Below are 22,211 nucleotides of genomic sequence, written 5' to 3' on the forward strand. Positions count from 1 at the left end.
CACAAAGTACGAATGTTCTGAATATGAAAAACGAAACGATTTTTCCGCAGATCTTCCCGCAGGGCGATAGACTGCCCGAAGAATTCTCCCGCTATTTTACGGGGCAGGCTTATCTGGCTTCGATAAGTAACAACGAGGCATTGGGAACGCATATTTCGAATGTGACTTTCGAGCCGGGCTGCCGCAATAACTGGCACAGTCACACGGGCGGTCAGCTATTGCTGGTGACCGCCGGACGGGGGTATTATCAGGAAAAGGGAGAGCCTGCCCGTGAGTTGCGGCCGGGTGACGTGGTCGAGATTCCGGCCGATGTCGTCCACTGGCACGGAGCAGCTCCGGACAGTTGGTTTTCGCACCTCGCGGTCGAGTGCAATCCCGCTGCCAATGTGAATACATGGCTGGAACCGGTCGGCGATGCGGAGTATGAAGCGGCTACGGCGATGTCCGGGTGCCGGCCCGGACTTTCGGCCGCTGCCGTAAAAAACGCGGAGATGTGGTTTCCCGGCGAGGCGCCTGCATTTGTGAAGACGGACCCCGAACTGGCCGAAGTATTCGGTAATTTCGCTTTCGACGAAGTGCAGCGTTACGGGAAACTGGATGTCAAAACCCGTGTTCTGGTGACGATGGCCTCCTCCCTTGCGCAGCAGGCTGCCGCCACCTATGAAATGACGCTGCGGGCGGCATTGGCCAACGGGGTCGCACCCGTTGCGGTTCGGGAAGTACTCTATCAGGCCGTCCCTTATGTCGGTATGGCCAAAGTGGTCGATTATATTGCATTGACGAACGATTTTTTAATGAAAAATATATTATCCAATAATAGATACCCACAGCGATAAACAGCATCCCGACGGTGCGTGCGAGCCACTTTCGGATTATCTGCATTCGTCCGTAGAAGATGCCCACTCCTGCCGCGCCGTAAGCCAGTATCCAGGCTGCGATGACCACCGGCATACCGGTCGCAATAGCAAATACGACAGGCAGAAACCAGCCGCCCGGTTCGGCTGCCGCCATCGGGATCAACATTCCGAAGTAGAAAACCCCGCTCGAGGGGCAGAATGCCAGCGAAAAGAGAATACCTAACAGCAATGCACCCCAGCTTCCGTGACGGCCGATCTTCTCGCAATGGCCCGAAAATCCGAATTTCGGCAGGTTCAACCTGTGGCCGAAAAGCATGAACAGCCCGATCAGAATAAGTGCCGGAGCGACGATCGCATCGCCGTATTTGCCGATGATTTTTTGCAGGGCGTAGGTGTTCGCCCCTTCGCGCAGCAAGGGAATGAATGCCAGCCCGATCCCCGCATACGTGAGAATTCGCCCGGCAGTGTAGAGCAATCCGTTGCAGAAAACACGGTGTTTGTCGTCGATATCCTTGCCGATGAATCCGACGGCGGCGATGTTCGTCGCCAGCGGACAGGGGCTGATTGCGGTGAGCAAACCCAGAAGGAATGCCGTAACGATCGGTGTCGTGCCGCTCTCGAGCAGTCGTTGAATCCATTCCATAAGATTATTTTGACATTCGGGTTATTGCATCGTTAAGCCGGGCCTTGAATGTGGCGGGCTGGTCTTTGGCATAGCTGAATCCCATGCGGGTCAGATTTTCCACCCGGCCGTTTCGGTCGAGGATCAGCGCCGACCACCCGGCTTGGTATCGGTCGGCCAAGGCTTCGTTCTCGGCGATGTCGATGATCCGAAGGACCACTTTTTCGCTTCCGATACTGTCGATGACCTCCCGGGTCAGCCGTTCGATGGCGGTGCAGGTGGCACAACGCTGTTTCCCGTGGAAATAGAGAACCTGTACGCAGTCGTCGGCGACAGCTTCAACCGTTACGCGGTGCCGGGAGCCGCCGCATGCGTACAACAGCGCTGCGGCGAGGAGAAGAGTGGCCGCTTTCATCGGTTCAACAACTCTTTGACCTCTGCGAGCGAAAGCTTGCGTCCGGCCGAAACCACCCTGCCATCCACGACCAATCCGGGCAGTGTCATTACACCGTAAGAGAGGATTTCTGTAATGTCTTCTTCCTTAACTATTGCGGCCGAAATACCCAATTCGGCTATGGCCTGCGTTACCGTTTCGTAGAGTGTCCGACATCCGGTACACCCCGTTCCCAATACTTTGATCTCCATATCTGTTTCTATTATTAAATGTAGTTCGACGAATTACGAACATTTTCCCTAAAAAAAGCGGTTTCAACCGCAACAGGAACCTTTCTTTCTGTATTCGCAGAAAAAATCCGCGAACGATTCACGGGCTTTCGCCCAATTCTCCCGATTGATGCAATAACGTACTTTCGGAGCTTCGATTTCTCCCTGGATCAATCCGGCGGCTTTCAACTCTTTGAGGTGTTGCGATACGGTGGCTTTGGCGATGGGCAGCACTTCGTGTATGTCTCCGAAAAAACAGCTATCCTGTCCGGCGAGGAACCGCAGAATCGCCATGCGTGCCGGATGCCCCATCGCTTTGGCGAAACGGGCCAGCTGTTCCTCTTGTTCGGTATAGGCTTTTGGGGACATATTTTCGGATCTTGTGTTCGTAAATATACGAACAATATTCGAATATGCAAATAATTTTTTTATTTTTGAAAAATCCGTTATTTTTGCACAAACATCAGATGATGTGATGATAGAGAGTACGGATACGACGATTCGAAAAAGATCGTTGGCCGAAGAGATGGCCGTCCGGTTGCAGGAGCAGATCGCGCAGGGACGGTTCGAGGTCGGCGGGAAGTTGCCGACCGAATCCGAATTGATGAAAATTTTCGGGGTCGGCCGTTCGACGGTGCGCGAAGCCGTGAAGATCTTGGCCAACATGGGGTTGCTGAAAGTGCAGCAGGGGGCCGGGACGTTCGTCGAAAGCCGGACGGCACGGAACGAGTCGATGGAGCGGTGCATGCAACGTGCCGACATCGGCGATCTGGAGGAGGTCCGGCGGATTCTGGAGGTCGCCATTGTCGAACGGGCCGCGCAGCGACGTACGCAGGCGGATATCGAAAAGATCGGGACACACCTCGCCCGGCGCGGTGCGGCCGCCGCAGCCGGACGATTGAACGACTGTATCGCGGCCGATGTCGATTTCCACGTGGCTCTGTCCGAGGCTACGCATAACGAAATATTGCACGAACTCTATCGTGCGGCCTCCGTGCATTTGCAGAAACGACTCGAACACATTTATACGGATACCGGTTGTCTGCTCGCCTCCCAATCCACGCATGAACGGCTGTTGCGGAATGTCGTCGCCCAAGAGCCTCGGAAAGCGTTGGAAACGATCGCTGTCATCCTGCAAGAACCGTAACCTATGAATACCGCAGCCAAATCCGTACGATCATACCGCTCCCTGACGAGCCGGACGGTTTACCCTATTTTGTTGATGGTCAGTATCACCCATCTGTTGAACGATATGATGCAGTCGGTGATCCCGGCGGTTTATCCGCTTCTCAAGGAGAAGTTCGATTTTACGTTCGCCCAGATCGGCCTCATTACATTGGTCTTTCAACTCACTTCGTCGCTGTTGCAGCCGGTGGCCGGTCTGCTCGCCGACCGTCATCCCCGCCCCTACTCGCTGGCCGGCGGTATGTGTTTCACGCTGGCCGGGCTGCTGGTGCTTGCCTTCGCGCCGGGTTTTGTCTGGATTCTGATTGCGGTGGGGCTGATCGGCTGCGGTTCGTCGGTGTTCCATCCCGAATCCTCGCGGGTGGCGCAACTTGCCTCGGGCGGCCGTAAGGGACTGGCACAGTCGATCTTCCAGGTCGGCGGAAATGCCGGAAGCGCTATGGGGCCCCTGTTGGCCGCGTTGATCGTCATTCCGTTCGGACAGTCGTCGATCGGTTGGTTCGCTCTGACGGCATTGCTGGCGATTTTTATCCTCGTAAGGATCGGCGACTGGTACAAACGCCGGCTGGCGATCGCGGTTCGCAGGCCCGACGCTGCGGAAACGGCTTTCGCGCACAGCCTGCCGCGGCGGAAAATCCACACGGCCCTCGTCATTCTGGGCATTCTGGTCTTTTCGAAGTATTTCTACATCGCTTCGATGACGAGTTACTTTACGTTTTTCCTGATGGACAAGTTCGCCGTATCGGTGCAAGGTGCGCAATATTGTCTTTTCGCTTTTCTTGCGGCTTCGGCTGCGGGTACGTTCATCGGAGGACCGCTGGGCGACCGCATCGGACGCAAATATGTGATTTGGGGTTCGATTCTGGGGGCTGCGCCTTTTACCCTGCTGCTACCCTACGTCGGTTTGGCTGCGACCGTCGTGCTGTCCGTAGTGATCGGGCTGGTCATTTCGTCGGCCTTTTCCGCCATTCTGGTTTATGCCACCGATCTGATGCCCGGCAAGGTGGGGATGATCGCCGGAGTCTTTTTCGGCCTGATGTTCGGGCTGGGCGGTCTCGGTTCGGCGTTTTTCGGCTGGCTGGCGGACCGGACGAGTATCGAGTTTATTTTTCAGGTCAGCACGCTGTTGCCCCTGTTGGGTGTTATCACCGGTTTTTTGCCGAATATAGAGTCGAAAAGCGGAAAATAGGATTTTCCGTGCATGTTCTCTTGCTCTTGTTCGGCGCAGGAAGGGGCTGAACGTGGGTGCAAGCTGAAAATCGGTCGCGTCGGCCGTGTTTTCTGCTGCGGATCGCGGGAACTTCGGTCGATATATTTACTACCGCTTCGACTGTTCTGCCGCAAGTGTTAGGGTTCGGGATGGATATGTAAACTCATCTCTATTGTCTTTGCGAAAAATATTGGAGTCCGATCATATTGGTCGGATTCTTTGCTATGACCGTTTCTGGTCCCGATGTAATGTATAACCTGTAATCGGGTCTTTTGTTGCGGCTCCGTGTTCGAGGGTGTTACAGCCCCGCTCCGGCCGTTGTTGTCGTAGCTCCGGATATGCGCGGGGATACTCCGCGTCGAATTGTTATGGCGGAGGCGGGAATCTGTTCTTACGTCGTACCCTCTCTTTTTTGCCGCTTTTCTCTTTCTCTCCGGTAACATGTCTGTCTGTTTTTTTTCGGGGTTGGCCGCAGGTGAAGAAGTACATTATATATAAATAGTGATTTTGTATTGCCTTTTTTTATGAAATATTTATTTTATTAACAGATGGTAGAATAATCGGTGTCGGGGCAGAATCTAATAAATTCTTTAAATAAGAAACTTTGATTGCATATCCAACATTTTGAGCATCGGGAACACCCGCATTTGTGATGCCAACTAAATTGCCGTTTTTATCAAACAATGGGCCGCCACTATTGCCAGGCTGTATGGGAACAGAAATTTGATAAGTTACAACATCGCCTTGATAGCCTGTTTTTGAACTTATAATGCCATCCGTAACTTTTATTTCTTCTCCTAATATATCTGACATGGGATAACCTAATGCAAACACACTTGTTCCGACATCAAGGATAGGTGTTTTTACTGCATATGGGAGTTGTGCAAAATTTGTAAATGATTTATCCTCGATTTTTAGAATGCTAATATCGTTTGCTTTATCTGAAATGAGTACTTTAGCATTGTACGTTTTAACCTCTCCGTTTCTATTTACGAACACGTCGATTCCATTGGCTCCGTCTACAACATGGAAATTAGTGACGATAATGCCATTTGTGGCAATAACAAAACCGCTACCCGACGAGGTGTATTGTTTTTCCGTTCCTGAGGATATTGGTCGCTGTTGTTTAGATTGTGTTTGTGTTGAAGCTATGTATTCGTATGCTATCGAGTAGTAATAATATTGATATGTGGCCGCTGCAAATGGAGTGCTATTATCACCTGTGCCGTATGAGAACTTAATTTTTAGTGTAGGTGTTTTCCATAAAACAGAAGAATTGCCTGTTATTAGCGGTTCTCCATAAGTCACAACTAAATCCATATATTTATCTTCAACCATGTTACTGTTGAATCCAGATGTATAATATTCGAGTTTGGTCAATTTATCATCTATGAAATATAAATCATAAGTAGAATGTGGGGGTTTTCGAACATCGCCTCTTACATATTCAATCCATTTTACACCATTATCATAGGTGCTTGAATTTTGATATTTGTATCCCGATTTTTGACCAATGGCTCCAATCGCAGTAATTCTACTACCTCCTAATTCAAAACCATCAATGGTTTCTGTTTGAGCATGTAAAATGAATGCCTGAAACATTAATATTATAAGTAACAACAAAGATTTCATGTCTTGTGATTTTTATTATGGCTTGTCATAAATGAAAGATAGCTGTTAATATTTCTTTGACGGATAAATCTGAGAATGATTTCCCATCAGGTAAATAGCATGGGACAAAATGGCCTGTCACATCGGAAAAGTTTTCATTAGATGAAACAATATTTACCTCATTCCCATTAGCCTCCGATAGTTGGATTATCGCATTAAAAACACGTGTAGGATCATGCCGTTTACAAAGTATGGCATTTAGTGTTTGTGACTCTGAGTTACAATTCACAATCTTTTGGATTACAAATTCAGTTGGCATTTGACACATAATAGAAAAATATATGTGCCGTCCCATCCCTCAAACGGCAAGTTAATGGTAATAAGAAAGCGCAGGGCTGAAAGCTCATTTGAGGATAGTAGGCCGTAGGATTGCCCGAACATTCAAATAAGCAACAACCCCGCGCCGTATCCGTAAAGGATATGACGGGAGATAAGGTCTGCCTATTCTCATGTTCAATGAATTTCCTACGTTCACTATCCGAGAATAAACTTACGCTTCCGTAAATTTCAATATGTCATCCACAAAGGTAAAAAACATATTCTGAAAACGCAATGACCTTGTCCCGCTTTTCGGGATTGTTGCCGTATCAAATTTCTGAAAAACAAAGTTTCTATCCAATAGCAGGGAGTATGGAATCGAAACTTTGTTAGTTGTAGGTTGGGTTAATCGTTCCCGCAGATTTCTTGTATTACGCCATCCATGTAAATAGCCTGTCCGCTGGATTGTCTGCCCCACCAGTAGCAACCGTATTCCTCGATGATAACCTCGCCTTGCGCTTTCAGTCGTTCGGCCAGCCATGAATCAATCAGCCACCATTCCATAACATCATCCGCGAACGGATAAAGATATTCTTCGGAAATAAGGTTTGCCCGTATCATTTCCTCGATAACCGTGCTTTGATTCTTCAAAACACAATTCTGTACTACTCGCCGTGCATTCATCGAATCCCCTGTTGAGCGGCTATGTTACGGAGCCATTGGTTCGCAAATGTGGTATGGTCGGCCTGCAAACGGCGGTTCAGTAAAATGCCCTCGTCTGTCCACTTTACGCTGTACTGTTCCACTCCCATATAATCGTTACGGTAGTAGTACGGAATGAATTGCCGTGTTTCTTTATGGAGGGCAAAGAGCATTTCGGGGTCGCGCATCATATCCCCGTTCTGCTCCCCGTAATGTGCCAGCGAAATGTGCTTGTAGGTTTCCGAGCGGTCGATGATCTCGATATAAACGGGCATATAGGCTTCGTCCGTGTTGTCGATTTTGGATGTTTGCAGGGCTAACAAGGCTCGCAGAATCTCTGACGCCCGTTTGTCTAATGTTTTCATAGCGATTAAGTTTTTGTTTATCGCTTATCAGTAGTAATCCAACTTCATGTAATATCAATAATTCTATGCTGTTATATGGTTTCGGACGCAGATAGGGGTGGCTTGTATTATGTGGAATCCTATTATATGTAATGGATAAAAATTCAATTTCCCATCTGAAAATGGGGAGGGGTGAAAAATAGGGATTGTCCGCTCGGTCATAAAAAACGGACCGATTTTTTCAAAAGGTCTATATTAAGACCCCTTGACAAAATTGGTCCGAATTCTGCGGAATGGTATTTAGCTTATTCTTTCCAGATTTTTCCGCCTAACCATCCGATGAAATTGATTCCTGCGGCCAAAACGATCGGTCCGATAAACAGCAAAGCCAATGCGGATAAAAGTTTCATATTTATTTGATCTTTAATTGGTTTGATTCAGTTTGCAGGTCAGGGGCTTCGCCCCTTTCCAAATAAAGTCAGAATGGTTTGGAGGGAATGAATATTGCCGCAAGGATTTCAGCTATGATGCTGTAAATGGTCAGCAGAATGCGAAAAATAAGCATAAACAGTCCGATAACAATGTATTTACCCGACAACATCAGAAAGACTACAAACAGAAATGCAATAAAGCCCGTCATGGCAGATTATATTTTGATTATTAAATGATTATTGTTGTTTTTATTTAGGACCAACTTGCGCAAAGGGGTTTATATAAGTCCCCTTTGCAAAGTCGGTCCGATGCCCTTAAAACTCGAACATCTTTTTTCCGAGCAGAAATGCCTTTTGACCGCCGAGGCGTTTTGTGTCGTCCTCGATCTCGAAAAAGAGTTTCACGACCTTACGATCCACCCGCCGCCCCTCGAACGGAATGCCGTTGTTCACGATCAGCCGATGCAGGAAATTGTTGATTTCCGAGCAGGCCACCAGATCGCCCGTTTTGTATTGCGCGTAAACAGCTTCCTGCATCTTGGGGGCTGTCAGCAGCACGTTTTCTTCGGTGCGGGTCATGGCCGCTTCGATCTTACTGCGGCTGTACCCCAATTCTTCCATCCGTTTTGCACCGAGAATCGTGAACGCCTGTACGATTGCCGCAAATTCATTCCCCAGTTCTTCTTGCAGAAATGCAGGTTCCATGTCGGAGTGGGCCGTTTGGAGTTTGGCAAGCTGTCCGACCACCTCGCGCCACAATTCGCGGGTATTCATTTTCGCTTTCTCACGACGCAGACGGTCCGCATCCGTTATCGGGTAATGGGCCGTGCAGACAGTCAATCGAAACGGAGCCGATTTATAGGCCGCGGTCAGCGTGGACGGATAGCGATAATATGCTTTAATTTGTTCATCCGTCCACGCATTGTCCCACATGAAATGGTTGCGGTTTCCGTCGCGGGTTACGAACCGTTTGTAGGCCATGCCGTTCAGGGCTTGGAAACGGGCCTGCGCTTCATCCTCGCCGTCGGGCTGTATCTGGCGGATTTGGTTATAGATGTTTTCCTCGCCCGTCAGTCGGCGTTCGAGGGCTTCGCGGGTCAGGCATTGCAGGTTGTCGCTTGTATTGGCGATATGGTATGCCCTCGCCACGCCGTTACGGAACCGCCCGATGGCCTGCACGACCTCGGTCTGCGGGTCTACTGCCGAAAAGGGGGCACGCATTACATCCGTCAGCAGGATTACATGGGGTTTGTAGTCTAATTTGATATCCACGGCCGCATAGAAACGGCTGGTCAGAAAATTGACGGGAGCCAATTCATCGAGCGTTTCGCTGGCGTCGGTGAAGTTCATCTGTTTGAGTTTCCGCACGCTCTTTTCACTGCAAAAGACCCTGCTTCGGCCTTGCAGTCTGAGGGCATAGATAAGGCTCAAAATCGTTTCCGTGGAGTTCAGAAACACGCAGACCGTTTCGTTTTCCAGACGCTTCAACAGTTTCCGCATTACTGCGACCGTGTTGTTGGTCGTGCAAAGCGTCAGTTCGATCCGACTGTCATAGGTCGGAACGAGTTTCAGTATCTTAAACCCGTTTTCCTCGAAACGCGGGTCGGACGGAACGATAGGCGTTGCCGAAACCATCGCCTTGTTCTCGAATTTGAAAAAATCCTCGACAGGCAGGTAGATGTCCCCGCGGTAGCCTACATCCTGTATGGCCTTTTCGCACTCGTCGAACAACAGGAAATAGTCCTTATAGACGGGGATTTCCAACTCGTGCATGGCAGGGAGCACCTTTTTGTCAAAGCCTTCGGGCGTCGTGATGATTTTGCGATAGCCGTCATGCTCGCCCGCAATTCTCCAGATCCTCGTTGGTGGCGGCGATGATGCGGACATTGAAGCTCTTGTCCGTCTTGTCACCTATAGGGCGGTATCTCCGTTCCTGTATGGCACGGAGTAACATCTGCTGGGTTTCCAATGCGAGATTGCCTACCTCATCCAAGAACAATGTGCCACCCTCTGCCTCATTGAAGTATCCTTTCTTTGTGCTGTCCGCACCCGTAAACGCGCCTTTGACATGTCCGAAGAATGCCGAGGGCGCAAGGTCTTTGGAGAGTGAACCGCAGTCCACAGGCACAAACGGTTTCCCTGCCCTTTTGCTCTTATCATGCAGATGGTGGGCGATATGCTCCTTGCCCGTGCCGTTCTCTCCGAATATCAGCACGCTCATATCAGTAGGGGCAACTAATCTTATCTGTTGCATGATTTTCTGAAAGGCGGAACTGTCACGGGCAAAAACGGGCATACGATTTCGTCCGATACTCCGTTCTTTCAGGATGGTATGAAGCAGAGGCATAAGTTTATCCTCCACAAGCTGCTTGGGGATATAGTCCAGCGAGCCGAGTTTCATACTTTCGACTGCCGTATGCACTTCGGCATAGTTGGTCATGATGATTAACGGTTGTGTCATGCCTTCCTTGCGCATCCATCGTAATAGGTCGATGCCGTCACCGTCGGGTAGTCGTAGGTCAGAAACCACGATGTCCCCGTCTGAGGCTTGTTGCAGAAGTTTCTTCGCGGTCGAGAGGTGGTAAGCCTGCACGGTACGGAATCCTTCCCGTGCCAGCAGGTTGCAGACAAACTCGCAATACACGATATTGTCCTCCACCACGATGATTCTTGTTTTATCCATTTTCGTATTTTTCCTTTCTTCTTTTGCCTGCCGGATAATTTCAGCACCTTTATCCAGCACAGCCGGTCACCGCTTTGCATATCGCTTCGTCATCTGGAGTGGCACTTCCATGAAGTTGGGCGTAAAGTTCCCTCAATGGCTGGTCGGCACGGAGAATCTGCCATGAACTTCGCAGATGGTGTGTAAGTGTGTCCAGTTCTTGGAGGTCTTTACGCTGTTCTGCATCCTTGACCGCCTGCATTTCCTTTTCGGTTTCCGCTATCAGTTTGTCCAGCATGACGGATTCATTGCCATAAGATAGCAGAGTGGAAAAATCCGGCTTTTCATCCAATATGCTGCTTAATGCGCATTTATCCGTAATCTCCATCAGTTCGGATATGGAGAACGGCTTGAACAGGCATCCGGCAAATCCACGCCCTATAAGTTCCTCCTTGCTGCAACTGCCCGAAGCGGTTGTCACGACTATGGGAATACTCTTCGAGTTGCCTACATTGGATGAGCGCAACAGTTCCAGCAGTTCAAAACCGCTTATCTCAGGCATATTCAGATCCGTCAGAAGCAGGCTGTATTCCTTTTTTCGTATCAGCTCCATCAGTACCGAAACATTGGTACAGGTATCGCAGTGCATCCCTTCATGGGCATACATTTCTTTCAACATAAGGAGAAGTACCTCGTCATTGTCGATGGCAATCACATCATGGCAGATATGATTATGGCGCATTTGCGCTTGAATTGTCTGTTCCGGCAGTTCCTCGGCTGTCTGCATGGGAATTTCCACCGTGAAGCGGCTCCCTTTGCCTTTCTCGCTTTCCAAGCGTATAGTTCCACCGAGCATCGCCACAATACGCTGCACGATGGACAATCCTAATCCGAAGCCGTCTTTTGCGGCGGCATTTGAAAGACGTTCAAATGCACCGAATACTCGTTGTTGCTCATCTTCGGTCATGCCCGTACCGGTATCTTCAACGATAAGTTTCAGCAAACCGTTATCATAATCCGCTGCCAATGATACACTACCGTTATCCGTGAACTTGATGGCGTTTGACAACAAGTTGTTGCCGATTTGCAGGATACGTTCCTTGTCGGTCAAAACCACCGCATCGGTGTGGCTCTCCACTATCAAAGTCAGCCCCTTGTTCATGGCAATGGGCATGAACTCCGTTTCAAGAATATGCGTGATTGCGGAAATCCTGCAAGGGGAAAGGTTGGGTTGCTCCTTGCCGTTGTCCAGACGGAAGAAATCCAGCAGCGTGTTGAGCATCTCCCGCATACGCTCGGAAGATTGCCGGATATTATCCACATACATGGTGCTTTTATCCGCGCTACAACTTTTCTGCATCAGTCCGGCATAGCCTCATTTTGTCAATCGTATTTTTTCGTGGTAGAAGTAGTTTACGATGACAGGTTTGCCTTTTTCCGAGCGTCCGTATGGCAGATCGTTTATACGATACGGGAAGCCCTGCTCCTTGGCGTAATTTGAAATGTCCTGCTCCAATGCCTGCCAGTATTCAAGCCTTTTTTTATTGTAAATTTCCTCGTAAAGCGGTATGAGGTCAGGATACTTCTCACGGATATACGTCATTATCCCGCCTTTGAACTGCCCGCGTAAATTCAGGTTTTCAAGCCAGATTAAATCAGCATAATCTTTTACCTCCTCTATTATTGCCTTTACGTCTGTTATTCTGGGGAATATGGGCGAGACGAAGCATACGGTGCGGATACCTGCCTCGTATGTCTGACGCATCGCTTTCAGACGGCGTTCAATGCTTACGGCGTTGTCCATATCTGCGCAGAACTGCTCGTCGAGCGTATTGACAGACCATGACACAGTCACTTTGGGAAAACTCTTCAACAGGTCGAGATCGCGAAGGACAAGATCGGACTTTGTGCATATCATAATCTCGGCATCGCTTCCTCGCAGCTCTTCGAGCAGCCTTCGGGTACGGTGGAATTCTTCTTCATACGGATTGTAACCGTCCGTCACAGACCCTATTACAACACGTTCACCGTCGTATTTATGAGGATTCGTTATCGGCTTCCAGTTTTTTACATCTAAAAACGTACCCCACGGCTCGGTGTGCCCGGTGAACCGTTTCATGAACGATGCGTAGCAATACCTGCAGGCGTGGGGACACCCTACATAAGGGTTGACCGAATATCCTCCCACCGGCAGAGAGGATTTGGTCATTACACTCTTTACATCTATTTCCTTTATTGTATCCATATTCATTGTATTCGTCTGGTAAATTGTTCCGGCAATTCCTGAATCATTCTTTCGTCGCCCATAATCGGCAGCAAATCCTCTTTCATGAACACCGGTATGCCATGAGCCTTTGCCTGTTCTGCAATGCTAAGCACCCATTCGGGGCGCGAATATGACTTTCCTTTTCGGTTTCCGGTCTCTGTGCCTATGACAATCCAGTCAATTCCCTCGAAATCAATCTCGCCGATATCATCGAAGAGAGGTTCAAACGTGACATGGTAGTGTCGTGCTTTGATATTCTTTTTCAAATCATCAATCCTCCTTTTCTCGGAACTGCGCGTGACGGTCACGCCCATCCATACGTTCTCGTCGTCAGAGGAGAAACTGATTTTGTCAGGGCGCTTCGTCAGAAAGATATAGGCGTGCTGGGGATTGCTGCTGATCCGCTCGAAAATTTCTGCGTTCCATTCAGGCTTCCAATCGGAGAAATCGCTCATTCCTGTCATGAGCCACACATGAGGACGGGACGTATCGATGATGCGCAGTTTTCGTTCCATGTATTCAGGCACGGAAAAGTCGTCGGTAATGTGGAAACGGCGGCAGTTGTTACGGGCATAGCAGTAAGGGCATCCTATAGTGCACCCTACCACTATGTTCATGTTTTTTATCAGGGATTTAATGCAGACACTCATAACACAACTGTTTCTCCGTCCTCCGGGATAATCAGCCGGCTCATGTCGGCTTCGTGATGCGTTGCCTCATTGCGCAGAATTGCACGGGTGGTCTGGCAATGGTCGATGGCATCCATGTGTACGGCTATCAGCTTGATATGCGAAGGCAATTCGTCAAGTATCTGCATCACTTCGTTCTCGTCGGGGATGATAGGACCGTCCGTTTTGGAAAATTCGGGAAAGATTGCACCTCCGGAGTTTACCACGATATAGTCAGGATTGAACCGTTCCACGGTGTCTCGGATACATGCTTCCCATCGGCAGTCACCCATTATATAAACGGTCGGGAAGCCCTCGGCTTTTAGCACATAACCTGATACAGGTCCCATCATCTGCCCGATCTGCCCGAAACCATGATGTCCGGTCGTGCGGTAAATGGATATGCCGTCTATTGTTTTTATTTCTTCGATGGGTATCACATTTGTAAATCCGTCGTTTCTGATGGCGTCCGCGTCCTGGGGCTGAACGTAGAAAGGAATTTCTTTGGGCAAATGTGTGGGGACACTCGGCTCGTAATGGTCGATGTGATTGTGGGTCAGGAGCACCATGTCCACGCCTCCGATAATATCCTGAATAGGAATGGTGAGGTGTACCCTCGGTGTTTTATTCACACCGAGGGCCGATATCAAAGTGCCTTTGTCGGCTAAAACGGGGTCAATTAGCATGGTGTGTCCCGCATACCTGATTTTCAAGGTGGCATTGCGCACCAATTGTACTGTGGATGTCTTTTTCATGACTATATGTCTTGTTATTGATTACGGGTGCAAAGTTCGGAAGAATCCGGCGAAACATCTATGCCTGAAAAAACGGTAATTATGCCATTTTGATAAATGAAATTATTATCTTTGCAAAAACGACAAGGATATGGACGAGATAATCAACCCTGATCGACTGGTCAGCGTACCGTTCAACAAGACACGCTGCGGTGTGGATTTTTACATCAATACTGCCATAAACAAGGACATCGGACTTGTGCTGACAGAAAACAAGCGGTTTAAGACAGACTTCTTCAGCTTCTACTTTTTCCGTAAGGCAAACGGATATTTGCTACTGAACTTCCGCAAGATTGAACTGCGCGACGGCATGGTTCTCCTGCTTTCACCCCATCAGCAACAAGAGTGGCATGTAGATGAGACGGCGTTGGATTACACGTTCCTTATATTCCGCGAAGATTTCATGCGTACTTTTATCGCCGACAAGTTCTTCGTTTTTCGCCTTTTGTATTGTTACCAGACAGATACGCCGCCTTACATCAATGCCACACATGACGAAATGAAGGAATATATGCGGCTGCTCGGAAAGATTAAGTATGAGCTGATGAATCCAGTGTCCGATACGTACAATATCATTGTTTCCTTACTATATTATCTTTTGCTGATTATCAATCGTACATACGCTGCCGCCTATTGCTTGCCCGCTGAAATTGCTAAAAACAATTTCGCTTTTCGGTTCAAGGACTTGTTGGAACAGAATATCCGCACCCACCAGCGGGTGCAGGAATATGCAGACATGCTTCATGTCAGTCGCATCACACTCAATAACTCAGTAAAAGCCCAATTCGGAGTATCAGCTACCCATTTGATAAAACAACGTCTGCTTGAGGAACTGAAGAACGAATTGCTATTCTCCAACCGCACTGTCAGTGAAATGGCGGATGATTTCAATTTCTCTGATCCGAGCCATCTCATGCGCTTCTTCAAACAGCAAACAGGCAAAACATTTACTCAGTACATGACGGATTACAATAAAGGCATATACGAATAACTTCTTAATATAGTCGATAGCGGCTATCGAAATATGGTTGTTGATGTTCAGGCGTTTTTGTACTGCATGAACCATTTTACGATTTCTGGATCTTCGTGCGAGCCGAGTAAGAAAGGCTTGTCGGTATCCAGCGTCTTTATCCGTGCCATGTCGTCGGCCGACAGGGTGAAGTCTAATATGTCGAGATTCTGCTTCATGCGTTCCGGTTTCACAGACTTAGGAATAATTATGCACACTGATATTTATCGCGCCCGGACAGGTGTTCGGTGCGGAAGATGACGGCATGCAGTTCCAACCAGATGGCTACCTGCTTATGTTCCATCCCGACCTGCTGCGGAATACACCTCTCGGGCGGATAATGCGTGAATATTCGTTCTTTTCCTACGAGACAAACGAGGCATTGCACCTTAGTGTGGAAGAACGGCAAATCATCATGGATTGCTTCCACAAGATTCAATATGAATTGAACCATCCGATACACCGTCACAGCAAGAACCTCATCACAGACAGCATCAAGACGTTCCTTGATTACTGCACACGTTTCTATGACCGCCAGTTCATCACACGCGACAACCAAAACCGAGACATCCTCGCAAGATTTGAGCGGTTGCTTGACGAATACTTCCATGATGGGGCTGCTAAACGGATAGGCTTGCCCACTGTACAGTATTGTGCAGACAAGCTCTGCCTCTCGCCCAACTATTTCAGTGATTTATTGAAAAAAGAAACAGGTTCAACCGCCCTGCATTTCATTCATGACAAGTCTATTGAAATAGCCAAGACGGAACTTGCATCTACAGACGACACCGTTAATGAAATCGCCTATAATCTCGGCTTTCAGTACCCGCAACATTTTACCCGACTGTTCAAGAAAGAGGTAGGTTACACTCCGAATGAATATAGAGCGCAAGTGTCGTGAGAATTGGATTAGTACAGAATATTAGAACCCAACACCTCTCTTGCGCTTAACTTTCTTCCTTCTGCGAAGTATATCCACCATTTCCTGATTGGCTTCCGCATCAGCAGCGTTATAAGATGAGCCACTGCTTTTTAGCAATCCCCAAGAGCCGTTGAACAACTCGCTTTGTGCCGTGCCGGACGGTGCGCTTGGTGTAGCCGTTTCATATATTCCGGCTGTTATTCCCATACGTTCCCTGCATCTGTTGTGCTGCAAAGCCGCGTCAATCTTGGAATAACTGAAACGCCTGTCCACTTTGGAGCCGTTGAAATGGTAGCCATTCATGGAGAATACAACACCCTGCACCTCGCTGGTCTGCCCCTTATGCTTGAAATGTACTTCCACTCCCTGCCGTTTCAGGTTGGCGATAAGCACGTTCCAGTTGCCGCATCTGCCGACTTCCATTTTGATGATGTCGTAAAGCGCATATTTCGTCCTGTCTGGCTCTTTCAGGCGGTTGCGTTTGACATTGTCCTTTCCGCCAGCCATATGCAAGCCGTATTTCAAGGTCAATTCCTTGCAGATGCGGGTACTGCGCAGACGCTCGTGCCTGTCCGATATGGTATTGCCGTTGTTGTCTATGCGGTTGAAAGCAATATGCACGTGTGGATGCTCCTTGTCGAAATGCTGGGCGATGAAGAACTGCGTATTCTTGATTCCCATCCGTTCCATATATTCAAGCGCGATGCCTGCCATGATACGGTTCGTCAGCCGTAACTCATCCTCTTTGGAAAAACTCAACGCGATATGTCCGACAGGTTTTGTCACCTTATCGTTCATCCGTGACTGGGCATTGAAACTCATGGCGATAGTTTCCAGATTTTCCATAAACAAGCCTTCGCTTGCTACTATCTGCGTATCCTTCTTCTTGTCGATGATGTAATCCACCGCACCCTTGAAGTCGCTTCCTTTTACGATTTTCGCCATCATATCCCTATCTTGGTTATAAGTTCATGAATCCTTGCCACTGCCACCTTGCAGTCCCACCGTTCATCGTGGAAGCCTCCGGCGTTTGCCTTACGCGCAAGCTGGTTGAGATTGTTAGCCATGCCGCAGAGTTGGCGGATGTATCCGGCATGTTCCTCCGACAGCCGTTCTTTCACATGACCGTTACGGAAACATTCCCTCATGTACTCGCTTGGTGATACGCCCGCCTCATGCGATCGTGTCAGCAGGCGGAAGTAGTCGGCTGCCGTCATTTTCACTGCGATACGGTATTTCAGTTTCTCGGTTGCTTCCTTCTTGGGGCGACCTCCCTTGTTGCGTTCCTTGTGTTCCTTTGTCTGTTCCATATTTTATTCCTTTTAATTCGGTTACTGATTCAACTGTATAGACCGACGGGATGCCACCTCCTGCAATTTGGATGGTGGGTGGCAAGCGGTTTCGGTACACCCGAAACACAAACTTGCTACCTCCCAATCCTTAAGGAATGAGTTTCGGGCATCTCCCGTTTTTCTCATTCGGGATGTCATAATCCCAACCCTTTCTTCTTGGGTTTTACGATAGTTCTTGGCGGTGGACTAACGGCTAATTTCTGCCGGATTCCACGCAGGTAATCGTTCAGGTCTTTATGCCCTTTGTAGTTGTCGGAGAAGTCGCGGATGCGTCCGGCGAACTTCCTTTCCAATTCCCGATACGCCTTTCTTCCCGCCTCGTCATTGTCGAGCATGCAGTGGATACGTCCATACCCGTGCAGCACATCTATAGCTTTGGAAACATTGGCGGTCGAATTGAGGATGACGTAATCCTGCCTGTCAAGGTCGGGCAAGTTCGAGCAGTTCCTCTTCCGCAACGTGAGGAATGAAAGATAGTCCATCATGCCCTCGAATACAAGGCATTTCTCTCTCGCTTCTCCCTGTTGCCGAATATGGCTGATGTCTTTGGGTGCGACACAGCCTTTGAAAAAACGGTTACGCACTTCAAATCCTCCCGCCACATTCGGAAAACCGATGGCGAAATAGGGCTTGCCGTTATGGGTGAAGTGGAGCTCTTTACATTGCGCCTTTGCCAAAGCGATGTTTATGCCCCGTTCCTGCAAGTATCGGAGCAATGCCGGATGGGTGAGTTCGCCCACCTCCAAATGTTGGAAACTCGGTTCGGATGCCTGCTGGCGAAAAGAGAAAGATATGGGACGGATGTGTGGTGCCTGTTCCGCTATCTTGCCAAGCAGATAAGGCACATGGTCGGATGCGTACAGTACCCCTGCAAGTGCGATGATGTTACCACCTCTTCCCAGTCGTAGGCTCGGTACAGAACGCCTTACTGCCTTTCGGCAGTAGGTTTTCCCGTACCTGCCCCCAAACCGTACTTGCATGTCTCCACGCATACGGCTCTCCGTTGATAACATGACTTTATTTAGCATGGCTGTGTATTTTGGCATAACACTTTTCACAGACAACCAATGTCTTCCTATGCTTTTCAAGCATCAGCCTGTCGCATTCAGTTTTTCCTTTAAGCTGATTTAGCTTTCTGACATGACGCATGACTACAGGTCCGACTTTTCCACATAATTCACATGTTCTCGCATCCAATCGCTCAGTAAGTGTCGGCTGTGGAATTGCGATTGTGTAGGATAAGTCGTTTACCTCCGTATAGTACATTGGTGGTTTACGTTTGAATCCCTCATTATAGAATTTCCTGTACCGTAATTTACCTTTTGCATCCTGATATGGCACTATAATGTCATTCCCAACCTTATATTTGTCAATGACTTTGCTTACAGTGCTATTGGTTTTTCCTGCAATGGTATGGTACATACTGTACTCCATGATGTATCCAAACTTTGAGAGCGCGTATGCCACGTTGTTGGCAATGCAGTAGTAGTTGTAGAACCCTCTGATTTCAGAGTTATATGCCGCCACTATGTCCTCGATTTTCTTCTTCATAAGATTGCCTCTGAACTTTGCAAACCAAACTTGTCGGCCATTTTCTACCTTGTATCTGATGGCGCTGTATTCTTCCAGTTTGTTCCGCACCGTTTCTATGGCGACCTTTAGGACTATCTTACCGTTGTAATAACGGGCTGGCACATTGTTCTTGTCCCGCTTGATAGCATCAGACTTACGGACTGAAACATCGAAGCCAAGAAATTTCGCGGGCTTTTGTGCGTTTGTTATCAATGTCTTTTCCTGTGACAGTTCCAGCTTGAGGTTTTCTTCCATATACTTGGTAATGTCCGACTTGATTTTAACGCACTCTGCCTTGCTTCCGATAACACCAATGAGGAAATCATCTGCGTATCTTACGTATCGAAGCCTTCTGTATGTTTCATCCATACTGTCTCTGCTCTCAATCTTTTGCCTTTCACGTCTCAGTTTCTCATACTCATCCCTAAGCTGTAATCTGACATCTGCATCCTGTATGTTCTTGATGCTTTTAAGGATGCGTTGCATCTTATCGCTAAGTTGCTTGTATTCTTTGGTGATGTGTCTTTCTTTTCCCTTATTGAAGCGTAGGGCGTATTCTTCCATATACTTGTCAAAATTATCAAGATAAATGTTTGCCAGTATAGGACTGATATTACCGCCTTGTGGAGTTCCCTTGTTTGTATTATGAAACTTCCAGTCTTCAATATATCCCGCATTCAACAACTTGCGGATAAGCCTTAGAAATCTATCATCGGCAATCCGTTTCCGCAAAGTTGCAATCAATACATTGTGGTCTATGTTGTCGAAGAATCCTTTAATGTCTCCTTCCACAAACCATTTTGTACCTGTAAATGTCTTTTGGATATGGGTCAATGCGGTATGGCAGCTTCTGTTTGGTCTGAATCCATGTGAGGTGTTTGCAAACACCTCTTCATAGACGGCTTCAAGAATCATGCGCACCACCTCCTGTACAAGTTTGTCCTCAAAGGAAGGAATTCCAAGCGGTCTTTTCTTACCGTTTTTCTTGGGTATGTATATCCTTTTTGCCGGATTAGGCTTGTAAGACTCATCTCTCAAAGATGCAATGACTTTGTTTATTCTTTGAAGACTCATCCGATTGATGGTTTTCCCATCCGTACCGGGTGTCATATTGCCTGGTTTGGCGTAAATACGCTGGTAAGCAACATGAAACATCTCCTCATTGAATAAGATACGGTACAGCCTTTCGAACTTGTAATCCGAAACTTTACCATGCTTGTTTAAAGCTTTTAATACTTGCTCAGGACTTCTCATAATGTCTCACACATTTTCCATTATTTGTATTAAGTTATCTAACTGCTTCCCTTCGCCATGTACAAGGCTTTCCCTTGCTCGGACTACTACGGAAGCTCCGTTCCCATGTCAGATATTCAGGGTCCTATGCCCATAGCCTTACGGCATTCTGATTTAGGGAATCCCCATTTGCTTTCACAATAACTGTTTGGCTCGGCAGACTGTCGGATGCGACTTACGTTCCTATTCCACTTATTGTGGTTGCTCTGAAGCCAGCTCCTGCTCCATTGTAATTTCGGTTTACATGGGGTGCTTCAGCCCGACGTGAATCAAATACCTTTCGTCGGGGCTGGTACGTGTGCAGCAGAACTATCGTTCAACCAATCAGGCTTCATCCTTGTGTCTGTCTTTTCCTCTCGCCATGCAGTCGCAGCTTGGTATTTAGCTGACTAATGACTTTACCGACATGCTTTTGTCACCTTTGGATTTCTCCTCCAGCTAAGTCGTTGAGGATAGGTCTGTTGAACTCTAACCTAATCTCTTGCCATAGAGATATTTATTGTGTAGCCTATATGGGCGCATCGAAGTCATACCAGAGATTTCGCACGTAGTCCACCTTGAAACTCGGCGTATGTTCCTCGCGTAACGGTGAAAGATAAAGACCGTATCGCGGATTGTCTTTGGTCGGGTGCAAACCTTGTTCGGCGAGGTAGGTCCGAATGGAAAGATGTTTGATAGCTTGAATCGTTTTCATAACAATCTATGTTCAGTGAAAAGAAAAATACTTATTCTTTCACTGAATTATTTAATGGGAACGATTCGATTCAAGGCTGCTTCGACATCGCTGTCGCGGAACAGGACGCGCCCGCCGATCTTGTGTGCGCGGATCTTGCCGTGGTTCACCCAGTCGGTGAGCGTCACGAGCGAGATGCGCAGACGGTGGGCGGTTTCGCGCCGTGTGAGATATTTCGTGTCGGTTTTCGGATGTGCGGGACGGAACTGTTGCAATTCGTCGCGCAGGGACTCCCGGATCATCTTCGAAAGTTGATCGGCAGTCATGCCATTCAGATAGATTTCCTTTGCCATGGTTTATTCGATTTAACGTCGCAAAGAAAATCATTTATCGAGGCTGTCTAAAATAAGTAATTGTGTTACAAAATAATGCTGCCTTCTGCCACGAACGGACATAGTCGGACAGTCTATGGAATTTTAGGAATGAATTGCATCGGTCTACCTCTGTTTTCCGTTTTGACCGCAGTGTGTAAAGTGATTGTTTCGATGAATAAAAGAAGACGGTTTTTGATAAGAACCGTCCTCCGAAACAAAGCTGTTTTTGTGAGTTTTATTTTAATTTTTCCAATGCTTCACGGACTGCGTCTGCCGAATAGCACCGTTCTCCATTCGAAAATGCGCGTGCGGTGCATCCTTCCAGCCAGCCGTTCGCAATCCACCGGTCGAGTGTCGGGCGTGTAATTCCCAGAGCTTCGGCCAAATCCTTTTTACAGAACAATCGATTGCCCGAATACGACGAGAGAAACATTTCGTTTCGATGTGCCGCCAACCAATGATCAAAATGACGAATAGCCCTTGCTGCATTTCTGATCGTCGGTTCGTAATTCTCGTATGCCCACACATGTAGACTTGTCGGGTCTAAGTCTGCAAACTCCGGCCGGGTGCGCAATGTCTCGACCAACGTGTCGAAGCATGCCAGTTCGGAGGCTTTGATCTCTATTTTGCGACGACGGGACATAGTTGATATTTTTTTGGCGGGGGGGGTACAAGATCGTAAT

23 protein-coding genes and 3 pseudogenes are annotated in these 22,211 nt (G+C 48.1%); 5 read left to right on the forward strand and 21 right to left on the reverse strand.

The genetic code is table 11. The features are described 5' to 3' along the window. Window positions 1-23: 23 nt before the first annotated feature. Complete coding sequence (locus ALIPUT_RS07655; RefSeq protein WP_050751496.1) at window positions 24-836, forward strand: cupin domain-containing carboxymuconolactone decarboxylase family protein; 813 nt, start codon at window positions 24-26, stop codon at window positions 834-836. On the opposite strand, the pseudogene ALIPUT_RS12445 reads toward ALIPUT_RS07655, so the two are convergent. The 4 genes and pseudogenes from ALIPUT_RS12445 to ALIPUT_RS07675 form a co-directional block, all read right to left on the reverse strand. Beyond that, window positions 799-1,500: pseudogene (locus ALIPUT_RS12445) on the reverse strand (aromatic aminobenezylarsenical efflux permease ArsG family transporter); the annotation flags it as partial. The gene ALIPUT_RS07655 and the pseudogene ALIPUT_RS12445 overlap by 38 nt on opposite strands. Window positions 1,501-1,504: 4 nt before the next feature. Further along, window positions 1,505-1,894, reverse strand: coding sequence for a nitrophenyl compound nitroreductase subunit ArsF family protein (locus ALIPUT_RS07665; protein ID WP_004329282.1), 390 nt, complete (start codon window positions 1,892-1,894; stop codon window positions 1,505-1,507). After that, window positions 1,891-2,124 carry a thioredoxin family protein gene (locus tag ALIPUT_RS07670; protein WP_004329283.1) on the reverse strand — a complete coding sequence of 78 codons (234 nt, stop codon included), beginning with the start codon at window positions 2,122-2,124 and terminating at the stop codon, window positions 1,891-1,893. The genes ALIPUT_RS07665 and ALIPUT_RS07670 overlap by 4 nt, the downstream gene beginning before the upstream one ends. 63 nt (window positions 2,125-2,187) lie before the next feature. Continuing rightward, window positions 2,188-2,511, reverse strand: a complete 324-nt coding sequence (locus ALIPUT_RS07675) for an ArsR/SmtB family transcription factor (protein WP_004329284.1) — start codon at window positions 2,509-2,511, stop codon at window positions 2,188-2,190. Window positions 2,512-2,617: 106 nt separating this feature from the next. Here ALIPUT_RS07675 and ALIPUT_RS07680 point away from each other — a divergent pair, with 106 nt between their 5' ends. Both ALIPUT_RS07680 and ALIPUT_RS07685 read left to right on the forward strand, forming a co-directional pair. Beyond that, window positions 2,618-3,289: a FadR/GntR family transcriptional regulator gene (locus ALIPUT_RS07680; RefSeq protein ID WP_040293586.1), complete on the forward strand. Its 672-nt coding sequence runs from the start codon at window positions 2,618-2,620 to the stop codon at window positions 3,287-3,289. A 3-nt stretch (window positions 3,290-3,292) separates the two neighbouring features. Continuing rightward, window positions 3,293-4,516 (forward strand): MFS transporter, encoded by a 1,224-nt coding sequence (locus ALIPUT_RS07685; protein WP_050751498.1) that lies wholly within the window; start codon window positions 3,293-3,295, stop codon window positions 4,514-4,516. A 543-nt stretch (window positions 4,517-5,059) separates the two neighbouring features. Here the strand turns inward: ALIPUT_RS07685 and ALIPUT_RS07695 are convergent. The 9 genes and pseudogenes from ALIPUT_RS07695 to ALIPUT_RS07735 form a co-directional block, all read right to left on the reverse strand. Beyond that, window positions 5,060-6,169: a S1C family serine protease gene (locus ALIPUT_RS07695; RefSeq protein WP_004329288.1), complete on the reverse strand. Its 1,110-nt coding sequence runs from the start codon at window positions 6,167-6,169 to the stop codon at window positions 5,060-5,062. Between the two features lie 702 nt (window positions 6,170-6,871). After that, the gene (locus ALIPUT_RS07700) at window positions 6,872-7,150 is read right to left on the reverse strand and encodes a hypothetical protein (RefSeq protein WP_004329290.1); all 279 of its coding nucleotides are present in this window, start codon (window positions 7,148-7,150) and stop codon (window positions 6,872-6,874) included. Then, the gene (locus ALIPUT_RS07705) at window positions 7,147-7,533 is read right to left on the reverse strand and encodes a DUF6908 domain-containing protein (RefSeq protein WP_004329291.1); all 387 of its coding nucleotides are present in this window, start codon (window positions 7,531-7,533) and stop codon (window positions 7,147-7,149) included. The genes ALIPUT_RS07700 and ALIPUT_RS07705 overlap by 4 nt, the downstream gene beginning before the upstream one ends. Window positions 7,534-8,258: 725 nt before the next feature. Beyond that, window positions 8,259-9,716, reverse strand: coding sequence for a hypothetical protein (locus ALIPUT_RS13030; RefSeq protein WP_004329294.1), 1,458 nt, complete (start codon window positions 9,714-9,716; stop codon window positions 8,259-8,261). Window positions 9,717-9,792: 76 nt separating this feature from the next. Next, a pseudogene (locus tag ALIPUT_RS12790) lies at window positions 9,793-10,626 on the reverse strand (sigma-54-dependent transcriptional regulator); the annotation flags it as partial. Continuing rightward, window positions 10,619-11,980: pseudogene (locus ALIPUT_RS07720) on the reverse strand (sensor histidine kinase); the annotation flags it as partial. The pseudogenes ALIPUT_RS12790 and ALIPUT_RS07720, both read right to left, overlap by 8 nt. Then, window positions 11,981-12,856 carry a radical SAM mobile pair protein B gene (locus tag ALIPUT_RS07725; protein ID WP_004329298.1) on the reverse strand — a complete coding sequence of 292 codons (876 nt, stop codon included), beginning with the start codon at window positions 12,854-12,856 and terminating at the stop codon, window positions 11,981-11,983. Continuing rightward, window positions 12,853-13,521 carry a radical SAM mobile pair protein A gene (locus ALIPUT_RS07730; RefSeq protein ID WP_004329299.1) on the reverse strand — a complete coding sequence of 223 codons (669 nt, stop codon included), beginning with the start codon at window positions 13,519-13,521 and terminating at the stop codon, window positions 12,853-12,855. Before ALIPUT_RS07730 ends, ALIPUT_RS07725 begins: the two co-directional genes overlap by 4 nt. Next, window positions 13,518-14,294 (reverse strand): MBL fold metallo-hydrolase, encoded by a 777-nt coding sequence (locus ALIPUT_RS07735; protein WP_004329300.1) that lies wholly within the window; start codon window positions 14,292-14,294, stop codon window positions 13,518-13,520. The genes ALIPUT_RS07730 and ALIPUT_RS07735 overlap by 4 nt, the downstream gene beginning before the upstream one ends. Window positions 14,295-14,424: 130 nt before the next feature. On the opposite strand from ALIPUT_RS07735, the gene ALIPUT_RS07740 reads away from it, so the two are divergent. Further along, window positions 14,425-15,324, forward strand: coding sequence for a helix-turn-helix domain-containing protein (locus tag ALIPUT_RS07740; protein WP_004329302.1), 900 nt, complete (start codon window positions 14,425-14,427; stop codon window positions 15,322-15,324). A gap of 47 nt (window positions 15,325-15,371) precedes the next feature. On the opposite strand, the gene ALIPUT_RS13035 is transcribed toward ALIPUT_RS07740, so the two are convergent. Then, window positions 15,372-15,521 (reverse strand): hypothetical protein, encoded by a 150-nt coding sequence (locus tag ALIPUT_RS13035; RefSeq protein ID WP_004329303.1) that lies wholly within the window; start codon window positions 15,519-15,521, stop codon window positions 15,372-15,374. An 86-nt stretch (window positions 15,522-15,607) separates the two neighbouring features. Between ALIPUT_RS13035 and ALIPUT_RS07745 the strand changes: the two genes are divergently transcribed. Then, window positions 15,608-16,243: a helix-turn-helix domain-containing protein gene (locus ALIPUT_RS07745; protein WP_224201639.1), complete on the forward strand. Its 636-nt coding sequence runs from the start codon at window positions 15,608-15,610 to the stop codon at window positions 16,241-16,243. 21 nt (window positions 16,244-16,264) lie between these two features. On the opposite strand, the gene ALIPUT_RS07750 is transcribed toward ALIPUT_RS07745, so the two are convergent. The 7 genes from ALIPUT_RS07750 to ALIPUT_RS07780 all read right to left on the reverse strand — a co-directional run bounded on the left by ALIPUT_RS07750 (window position 16,265) and on the right by ALIPUT_RS07780 (window position 22,171). Next, window positions 16,265-17,212, reverse strand: coding sequence for a relaxase/mobilization nuclease domain-containing protein (locus tag ALIPUT_RS07750; protein ID WP_004329305.1), 948 nt, complete (start codon window positions 17,210-17,212; stop codon window positions 16,265-16,267). Next, entirely contained in the window at window positions 17,209-17,574 is a 366-nt protein-coding gene (locus ALIPUT_RS07755) for a MobC family plasmid mobilization relaxosome protein (protein ID WP_004329306.1), read from the reverse strand. Before ALIPUT_RS07755 ends, ALIPUT_RS07750 begins: the two co-directional genes overlap by 4 nt. A 176-nt stretch (window positions 17,575-17,750) precedes the next feature. Further along, entirely contained in the window at window positions 17,751-18,644 is an 894-nt protein-coding gene (locus ALIPUT_RS07760) for a toprim domain-containing protein (RefSeq protein ID WP_004329307.1), read from the reverse strand. Beyond that, window positions 18,634-20,442, reverse strand: coding sequence for a reverse transcriptase/maturase family protein (locus ALIPUT_RS07765; RefSeq protein WP_004308094.1), 1,809 nt, complete (start codon window positions 20,440-20,442; stop codon window positions 18,634-18,636). The genes ALIPUT_RS07760 and ALIPUT_RS07765 overlap by 11 nt, the downstream gene beginning before the upstream one ends. Before the next feature lie 547 nt (window positions 20,443-20,989). Further along, entirely contained in the window at window positions 20,990-21,175 is a 186-nt protein-coding gene (locus ALIPUT_RS07770; RefSeq protein WP_004329308.1) for a hypothetical protein, read from the reverse strand. A 47-nt stretch (window positions 21,176-21,222) separates the two neighbouring features. Then, on the reverse strand, window positions 21,223-21,507 hold the full coding sequence (locus ALIPUT_RS07775) for a helix-turn-helix domain-containing protein (RefSeq protein WP_040293596.1): 285 nt from the start codon (window positions 21,505-21,507) through the stop codon (window positions 21,223-21,225). Between the two features lie 256 nt (window positions 21,508-21,763). Then, window positions 21,764-22,171, reverse strand: coding sequence for a hypothetical protein (locus tag ALIPUT_RS07780; RefSeq protein ID WP_004329310.1), 408 nt, complete (start codon window positions 22,169-22,171; stop codon window positions 21,764-21,766). Between the last annotated feature and the right edge of the window lie 40 nt (window positions 22,172-22,211).

It is taken from the genome of Alistipes putredinis DSM 17216 (assembly GCF_000154465.1).
Lineage (GTDB): Bacteria > Bacteroidota > Bacteroidia > Bacteroidales > Rikenellaceae > Alistipes > Alistipes putredinis.

Bases quoted from the DNA above. Each gene is read 5' to 3' on its own strand.
- ALIPUT_RS07695 (WP_004329288.1), bottom strand. From the start codon at position 6,169: ATGAAATCTTTGTTGTTACTTATAATATTAATGTTTCAGGCATTCATT.
- ALIPUT_RS07755 (WP_004329306.1), bottom strand. From the start codon at position 17,574: ATGGAACAGACAAAGGAACACAAGGAACGCAACAAGGGAGGTCGCCCC.
- ALIPUT_RS13035 (WP_004329303.1), bottom strand. From the start codon at position 15,521: ATGAAGCAGAATCTCGACATATTAGACTTCACCCTGTCGGCCGACGAC.
- ALIPUT_RS07750 (WP_004329305.1), bottom strand. From the start codon at position 17,212: ATGATGGCGAAAATCGTAAAAGGAAGCGACTTCAAGGGTGCGGTGGAT.
- ALIPUT_RS13030 (WP_004329294.1), bottom strand. From the start codon at position 9,716: ATGCACGAGTTGGAAATCCCCGTCTATAAGGACTATTTCCTGTTGTTC.
- ALIPUT_RS07680 (WP_040293586.1), top strand. From the start codon at position 2,618: ATGATAGAGAGTACGGATACGACGATTCGAAAAAGATCGTTGGCCGAA.
- ALIPUT_RS07675 (WP_004329284.1), bottom strand. From the start codon at position 2,511: ATGTCCCCAAAAGCCTATACCGAACAAGAGGAACAGCTGGCCCGTTTC.
- ALIPUT_RS07725 (WP_004329298.1), bottom strand. From the start codon at position 12,856: ATGAATATGGATACAATAAAGGAAATAGATGTAAAGAGTGTAATGACC.
- ALIPUT_RS07770 (WP_004329308.1), bottom strand. From the start codon at position 21,175: ATGAAAACGATTCAAGCTATCAAACATCTTTCCATTCGGACCTACCTC.
- ALIPUT_RS07700 (WP_004329290.1), bottom strand. From the start codon at position 7,150: ATGAATGCACGGCGAGTAGTACAGAATTGTGTTTTGAAGAATCAAAGC.
- ALIPUT_RS07705 (WP_004329291.1), bottom strand. From the start codon at position 7,533: ATGAAAACATTAGACAAACGGGCGTCAGAGATTCTGCGAGCCTTGTTA.
- ALIPUT_RS07665 (WP_004329282.1), bottom strand. From the start codon at position 1,894: ATGAAAGCGGCCACTCTTCTCCTCGCCGCAGCGCTGTTGTACGCATGC.
- ALIPUT_RS07735 (WP_004329300.1), bottom strand. From the start codon at position 14,294: ATGAAAAAGACATCCACAGTACAATTGGTGCGCAATGCCACCTTGAAA.
- ALIPUT_RS07780 (WP_004329310.1), bottom strand. From the start codon at position 22,171: ATGTCCCGTCGTCGCAAAATAGAGATCAAAGCCTCCGAACTGGCATGC.
- ALIPUT_RS07740 (WP_004329302.1), top strand. From the start codon at position 14,425: ATGGACGAGATAATCAACCCTGATCGACTGGTCAGCGTACCGTTCAAC.
- ALIPUT_RS07730 (WP_004329299.1), bottom strand. From the start codon at position 13,521: ATGAGTGTCTGCATTAAATCCCTGATAAAAAACATGAACATAGTGGTA.
- ALIPUT_RS07655 (WP_050751496.1), top strand. From the start codon at position 24: ATGAAAAACGAAACGATTTTTCCGCAGATCTTCCCGCAGGGCGATAGA.
- ALIPUT_RS07775 (WP_040293596.1), bottom strand. From the start codon at position 21,507: ATGGCAAAGGAAATCTATCTGAATGGCATGACTGCCGATCAACTTTCG.
- ALIPUT_RS07670 (WP_004329283.1), bottom strand. From the start codon at position 2,124: ATGGAGATCAAAGTATTGGGAACGGGGTGTACCGGATGTCGGACACTC.
- ALIPUT_RS07760 (WP_004329307.1), bottom strand. From the start codon at position 18,644: ATGCTAAATAAAGTCATGTTATCAACGGAGAGCCGTATGCGTGGAGAC.
- ALIPUT_RS07685 (WP_050751498.1), top strand. From the start codon at position 3,293: ATGAATACCGCAGCCAAATCCGTACGATCATACCGCTCCCTGACGAGC.
- ALIPUT_RS07745 (WP_224201639.1), top strand. From the start codon at position 15,608: ATGCAGTTCCAACCAGATGGCTACCTGCTTATGTTCCATCCCGACCTG.
- ALIPUT_RS07765 (WP_004308094.1), bottom strand. From the start codon at position 20,442: ATGAGAAGTCCTGAGCAAGTATTAAAAGCTTTAAACAAGCATGGTAAA.